This window comes from Peribacillus sp. SIMBA_075 (genome assembly GCF_046534585.1).
In genome coordinates, this window is record NZ_JAWRYN010000290.1 from 1 (window position 1) to 327 (window position 327).

Consider the following 327-nt stretch of genomic DNA (forward strand, 5'->3'; position numbering starts at 1 on the left):
CCAACCGACTGAGCGTTTGGTCAGACACCTTATGGAAAAGAAAGGCGCAAACACTCTACTCAGTATCGTTTCGGAACCATTATACGCGAGTAAGAGCCCAATGCCAAACCTTTCTTTTCCCGTTCCTATCCACAGAAAAACCGTTTACCGCCAATAAACTTTTTACTACCGCATTTTATATCATGGCGATTCTATTCTTTCAGCAAGTAATTGCTAATAACAACACGCTGAATTTCGTTGGTTCCTTCATAGATTTGGGTGATTTTTGCATCCCGCATGAAGCGTTCCACCGGATATTCACGCGTGTAGCCGTAGCCACCAAATACT

The 327-nt window shown here is 43.4% G+C and carries 1 protein-coding gene; it reads right to left on the minus strand.

Translation table 11 applies throughout. The features are described from left to right. Window positions 1-191: 191 nt before the first annotated feature. A partial coding sequence (locus SB775_RS28290; RefSeq protein WP_410864488.1) for an acyl-CoA dehydrogenase family protein occupies window positions 192-327 on the minus strand: 136 nt, incomplete at its 5' end.